Origin of the sequence: Sphingopyxis sp. (assembly GCF_035250425.1) — a bacterium.
GTDB lineage: Bacteria > Pseudomonadota > Alphaproteobacteria > Sphingomonadales > Sphingomonadaceae > Sphingopyxis.
This window is the reverse complement of the sequence record NZ_DATFFD010000138.1, coordinates 1-5,672: the sequence shown is the minus strand read 5'-3', so window position 1 is coordinate 5,672 and position 5,672 is coordinate 1. Positions and strand designations below refer to the sequence as shown.

Annotated in this window: 4 protein-coding genes, 1 tRNA gene and 1 pseudogene; 1 reads left to right on the top strand and 5 read right to left on the bottom strand. The window is 64.7% G+C overall.

Features of this window, described 5'->3' with window-relative positions; genetic code table 11:
- Both VJ811_RS07990 and VJ811_RS07985 read right to left on the bottom strand, forming a co-directional pair.
- A pseudogene (locus VJ811_RS07990) lies at positions 1–206 on the bottom strand (hypothetical protein); the annotation flags it as partial.
- 125 nt (positions 207–331) lie between these two features.
- Complete coding sequence (locus VJ811_RS07985) at positions 332–1,234, bottom strand: SDR family oxidoreductase (protein ID WP_324071734.1); 903 nt, start codon at positions 1,232–1,234, stop codon at positions 332–334.
- 198 nt (positions 1,235–1,432) lie between these two features.
- Here VJ811_RS07985 and VJ811_RS07980 point away from each other — a divergent pair, with 198 nt between their 5' ends.
- Complete coding sequence (locus VJ811_RS07980; protein WP_324071733.1) at positions 1,433–2,785, top strand: OprO/OprP family phosphate-selective porin; 1,353 nt, start codon at positions 1,433–1,435, stop codon at positions 2,783–2,785.
- A gap of 40 nt (positions 2,786–2,825) precedes the next feature.
- Here the strand turns inward: VJ811_RS07980 and VJ811_RS07975 are convergent.
- The 3 genes from VJ811_RS07975 to mrdA form a co-directional block, all read right to left on the bottom strand.
- Positions 2,826–2,901 (bottom strand) — tRNA-Lys (locus tag VJ811_RS07975).
- A gap of 122 nt (positions 2,902–3,023) precedes the next feature.
- Complete coding sequence (gene rodA / locus VJ811_RS07970) at positions 3,024–4,130, bottom strand: rod shape-determining protein RodA (RefSeq protein ID WP_324071732.1); 1,107 nt, start codon at positions 4,128–4,130, stop codon at positions 3,024–3,026.
- Positions 4,127–5,672: penicillin-binding protein 2 (gene mrdA, locus VJ811_RS07965; protein ID WP_324071731.1), on the bottom strand; the 1,546-nt coding region annotated here is incomplete at its 5' end. The genes rodA and mrdA, both read right to left, overlap by 4 nt.

Genomic DNA, 5,672 nt, shown 5'->3' with positions numbered 1-5,672 from the left:
GCGCCGATCCAGCCGACCGCGACGAGCAGGATCACCGCCGCGATGCTGACGAAAATATCGTTGAAGCCGGTGATAAGGCGGAATGATTCCTCATCCGCTCCGGGGGCGGCGCGCACCGATGCGATATGCGACCGGAAAGCCAGTGCGGCCTCCGGCGTCAGTACCTTTGCATCGACCGCGGCTTGCAGGTCGGTTTCACTATACATCGGGGGTCGTCCTTCTGTCCGATCCCCTTGCCCCGCAATGTTATGGCATGAGCGTATTAGTGTGTCAATACAGTGTAGCACTCGGCCCTCCCCACCGCTCCGCGACGGGGAGGATCGACCAAAGGTCAGCCCAGCGCCATCAATGCCTTCATGACATTCATCGACTGCTCGCTGCCCGACTGCGGGACGATCTCGCCGGTGCGGTCGATGATCTTCTCCCATGCCGCGGCGACACCTTCGGGGGTGCGCTCGCCCTCGGGCAGCGCGACGCCGGGGGTCATGGTGACAAAGGCGGCGTGATAGGCGCCCGCGCCCGCGCCGACGATCATGTTGGTCGGGGCGTCCTCGCTCACGAGGTACAGCGCCGCCGGAACGACATTCTCGGGCGTGAACTTCTCGAACAGTTCGGCGGGGAAGATGTCTTCGGTCATGCGCGTGCCCGCGACCGGCGCGATCGTGTTGCAGCGGATGTTGTACTTCGCGCCTTCAAGATGAAGCGTCTTGGTGAGGCCCGCGAGGCCGAGCTTCGCCGCGCCGTAATTGGCCTGGCCGAAATTGCCGTAGAGGCCGGTCGACGACGCGGTCATCAGGATGCGGCCATAGGCCTGTTCGCGCATCAGATCCCAGCACGCCTTGGTGACATTGGCGCTGCCGCTGACATGCACCTTCAGCACCAGATCGAAATCGGCGGGCTCCATCTTGGCGAAGCTTTTGTCGCGCAGGATGCCGGCGTTGTTGATCAGGACGTGGACGCCGCCCCATTCCTCTTTCGCCTTCGCCACCATTTCGACCATCTGGTCATATTCGGTGACGCTGCCGCCGTTCGATATGGCAGTGCCGCCCGCCGCGCGGATTTCCTCGACGACGCTGAGCGCGGCGTCCGAATGGCCGGTGCCGTCGCGCGATCCGCCGAGGTCGTTGACGACCACCTTGGCGCCGCGCCGCGCGAGTTCGAGAGCATAGGCGCGGCCGAGGCCGCCGCCGGCGCCTGTAACAATAGCAACACGCCCGTCAAATTTGATCGTCATGATGGTCTCCCGGAAGGGGCAAGCCGGAGAAAGGTTGCCCGAAAAAACTGGAACGTCCTTAGCCGTTCGCACCCCGCTGGCAAGAGGGCGCGAAAAACGACATGTGCAACAAAAATGTCATGCAAATGACGTGCATCTGTCACGTAAGCGTCATAGCAGCGCCGTCAGATCGTCACCCTTCGCAACGGAGCACCCCTCATGCGCCACGCTATCACCGCCGCCTTGCTGGCGACATCGATGTTCAGCCTGCCGACCGCCGCCCATGCCCAGGCGATGACGGCGGAAGAGGCGGCGCAACTGCGCGCCGAACTCGCGGCGCTCAAGGCGCAGGTGCAAACGCTGGAGACGCGGCTCGATGCCGCGACCGCGGCACCCGCACCAATGCCGACCCCCGCACCGCCGCCGGTGACGGCGAAGCCCGCGACCGAGATCAGCTGGAAGGGCGCGCCCGAGATCAAGACCGCCGACGGCTGGAGCTTCAAGCCGCGTGGCCGCATCCAGCTCGATGTTGCGAGCATCGACGCGCCGGCGGGCGTCACCGGCATCCGCGGCGGCACCGCGACCGAATTCCGCCGCGTCTATCTGGGCGTCGACGGCAAGATCCCGGGCGGCTTTTCGTACCGCGTCGAGGCCGATATCGCGAACAGCACAGTCGAGCTCACCGACATTTATTTGACCTATGGAACCGGGCCGCTGACGGTCACCGCGGGCCAGATCAAGCCCTTCTGGGCGCTCGACGATATGACGAGCGATCTGTTCACCAGCTTCACCGAGCGCGCGGCGTTTACGCAGGCGTTCGGTTTCGAACGCCGCGTCGGCCTGTCGGCGCAGTATAAGGGCAAGGCCGTGCTGCTGCAGGGCGGGGTGTTCGGCGACAATGCCGCCGACCTCACGGACAGCAACCACAGCCTCAGCGTCGATGGCCGCGTCGTGTTCATGCCGAAGCTTGGCAATGCGCAGCTTCATCTCGGCGCATCCGGCCATTACCGCGACCCGGGCGACCCCGCCGCGACGAACCGCTACCGCGCGCGTCCTTTCGTCCACACGACCGACGTGCGGCTGGTCGATACCGGGCTGCTCGACATATCGAGCGAGCGTGGCCTCGGCATCGAAGGCGCGGTGCTCGCCGGGCCGTTCCACGCCGCGGGCGAAGCCTATTGGCAGAGCATCAAGCGCAGCACCGCCGCCGCCGACCCGACCTTCTTCGGCGGCTATGCCGAGGTCGGCATGGTGCTGACGGGCGGCGATACGCGCGGCTACAAGGATGGCGCATTCGACCGCCTCAAGCCCTCGAAGCCGATCACCGCCGGCGGGATCGGCGCGATCGAGGTCAATGCGCGCTATGACTATCTCGACCTCAACGACGCGGGCATCCGCGGCGGGCAGCAAAAGACCGCGCTGGTCGGGCTCGTCTGGGCGCCGATCGACTATATCCGGATCACCGCCAACTACGGCAAAGTCTGGCTCGACGACGCGCGGATCGCGACGGCGAACGGCGATCGCAGCTACAGCGCCGATACCTTCGGGCTGCGCACGCAGGTCGACTTTTGATCGCGACGGAACGTCCGCTTTGGGGCGGTCATTGAAAAAATGGTGGACGCACTAGGGCTCGAACCTAGGACCCGCTGATTAAGAGTCAGCTGCTCTACCAACTGAGCTATGCGTCCACTGCCATTTCAGGCGCGCCTTGCTGCTGAAGAGTTGTCCTCTTTGCTGCGAAGCGAGCGGCCCGCTATCATGGCTCTGGGGGGATGGCAATGCCCCCGACGCCTTTTTGCCAAGTTTTTTCTCAATGAAAGCGGCGCGTGCCCGTTTTGCTGTCGTTTTCGATCGCGAGGATGATGCCGACGCAGGTCATGATCGTCAGCATCGACGAGCCGCCATAGGAGAAGAGCGGCAACGGAATGCCGACGACGGGGGCGAGGCCCATCACCATCATCAGATTGATCGCGATGTAGAAAAAGATCGTCATGGTGAGGCCCGCCGCGGTGAGCTGTCCGAAACGCGTCCGCGCCTTGAGCGCGACGCGCGTCGACCAGCGCAGCAGCAGGAAGAATCCGAACAGCAGCGCGAGCCCGCCGATCAGCCCCCATTCCTCCGCCATCGTGGCGAAGATGAAGTCGGTGTGGCCCTCGGGCAGATAGTCGAGATGGCTTTGCGACCCGTTGAGGAAACCCTTGCCGCCGATGCCGCCCGACCCGATCGCGATCTTCGACTGGCTGATATGATAGCCGGCGCCGAGCGGGTCGCTTTCGGGGTCTAGGAAGATCAGCACGCGCTTTTGCTGATAATCGTGGAGGAAGGAGAAAAGAATGGGCAGTGCCGCCGCGCCGGCCACCGCCGCGCTGCCGAACCACCAGAAGGGCAGGCCGGCGACGAACATCACGATGACCCCGCCGATGCAGATCGACAGCGCGGTGCCGAGGTCGGGTTGCAGCATGACGAGCGCCGCGGGAAGGCCGATCATTACCAGCGCGGGCCACAGTGCGGTGAAGGTGCGTGTGTTGCCGGGCGGCAACTGCGCATAGAAACGTGCGAGCGCGACGACGATCGCGACCTTCATCAGTTCCGACGGCTGGAGGTTCATGAAGCCGAGGTTGAGCCATCGCTGGCTGCCCCCGCCGACAAAACCCAAAAGCTCGACCGCGATCAGCAATATCAGGACGCCGATATAGGCGAGGTAGGAAAAATCCTCGAAGATACGGATGGGAAATCGCCCGATCACCAGCGCGGCGGTCAGAAAAATGAGGAAGCGCACGCCTTGGTTGAGCGCCCATGGCGACCAGTTGCCGCCCGCCGCCGAATAGAGGACGAGCAGGCCGAAGCCGGTGATGCCGGCGAGGATCGCGATCACCTTCCACGGGAAGCGTTGGATGGCGGGTGGGACGGGGATCATTGCGGCGCTCCCGGTTCGGGGTCGCTCGATGCGCCCGATTTCCACGCCGCATAGTCGCGGTCCATGCGTTCCTTGATCGTGCCGCCCCAGCCGGCCTCGAAGGTTTCGAGCGCCTCCATCGCCTTTTCGCGGTCGAAGAGGAAGGTCATGAAATCCTTGGCCACCGGCGCCGCGGCGCGCGATCCGCCCATGCCATGCTCGATCACGACAGCCGTCGCATAGCGCGGATTGACGACCGGCGCGAAGCCGACGAACAGGCCGTGATCGCGGAATTTCCAGGTTCCGGCCTTGCCGTTGCCGGTGTTGAGCCCGCGCACCTGTGCGGTGCCCGTCTTGCCCGCCATCGTTATGCCATCGAGCGGCAGGCGACTGCGCCCGGCGGTTCCCCCCGGCCCGTTGACGACGAGGTCCATGCCATGGCGCGCGGTCGCCAGCGCTTCGGCCGAAAAGGGCAGGGGTTCGTTCTTGAACTCGCGGTTGATCAGGCGCGGATAAAGCCGGCGTCCCGATGCGATCCGCGCGGCCATCACGGCGAGCTGGAGGGGGTTCACGCTGACATAGCCTTGTCCGATGACGGCGTTGAGCGAGTCCGAGGCCGACCATGGCTGGTCGTATTTCTTCATCTTCCACGCGCTGTCGGGAATGGTGCCGAAACGCTGGTTGCTGCCCGCGAGCTGGAACTCTTCGCCCAGACCCATCAGCTTTGCGGTCGGTGCGATGGCATCATAGCCGAGCCGGTGCGCGAGCCAGTAAAAATAGCTGTTGCAACTCTTCATGATCGCCGACGGCATGTCGAGGCTGCCGTGCGTGCCGAGGCAGCGGAAGAAGCGGTTGCCGAGGCGGTAGCCGCCGACGCAGGTGTGCCGCTCGCTCGGGTCGACGCCGTGCTCGATCGCGGCGATCGCGGCCATCGGCTTCAGCGTCGATCCGGGCGGATAGAGCCCGCGCGTCGCCTTGTTGATCAGCGGCTGGTGATCGTCGGCGCGCAGCCAGGCATATTCGCTGCTGCTGATCCCGTCCGAAAAGCTGTTCGGATCGAAGCTCGGCATCGACACAAAGGAGAGGATATCGCCATTCTGGCAATCGATCACGACCGCCGCGCCCGACTCGCGCCCCATGCGCCGCGCGACATATTCCTGCAGGTCGGCGTCGATCGTCAGATGGACGGTCTTGCCCTGCACATCGGCCTGCGTCGAAAGATCGCGGACGACCTTGCCGCGCGCGGTCACCTCGACGCGCTTCGCGCCGGGCTGGCCCTTCAGCATGTCCTGGAAATATTTCTCCAGCCCGTCCTTGCCAATCTTGTACCCCGGCGTGATGTACAGCGGATCCTTGGCCTTCTGATATTCTTCGGCGTTCGGGGCGCCGACATAGCCGACCAGATGGCCGACCGCCGCGCCGGTCGGGTAATTGCGGGCAAAGCCGCGCTGCGGCGCGATGCCGGGCAGTTCGGGCAGGCGGACGAGGATCGAGCTATACTCGGCCTCGGTCATATCCTCCTTGATCGCGACGGGCTGGAATCCCGACGCCGCCTTCAGGTCG

Coding starts and splice junctions, on each gene's coding strand:
- VJ811_RS07985 (WP_324071734.1), bottom strand. CDS start 1,234: ATGACGATCAAATTTGACGGGCGTGTTGCTATTGTTACAGGCGCCGGC.
- VJ811_RS07980 (WP_324071733.1), top strand. CDS start 1,433: ATGCGCCACGCTATCACCGCCGCCTTGCTGGCGACATCGATGTTCAGC.
- rodA (WP_324071732.1), bottom strand. CDS start 4,130: ATGATCCCCGTCCCACCCGCCATCCAACGCTTCCCGTGGAAGGTGATC.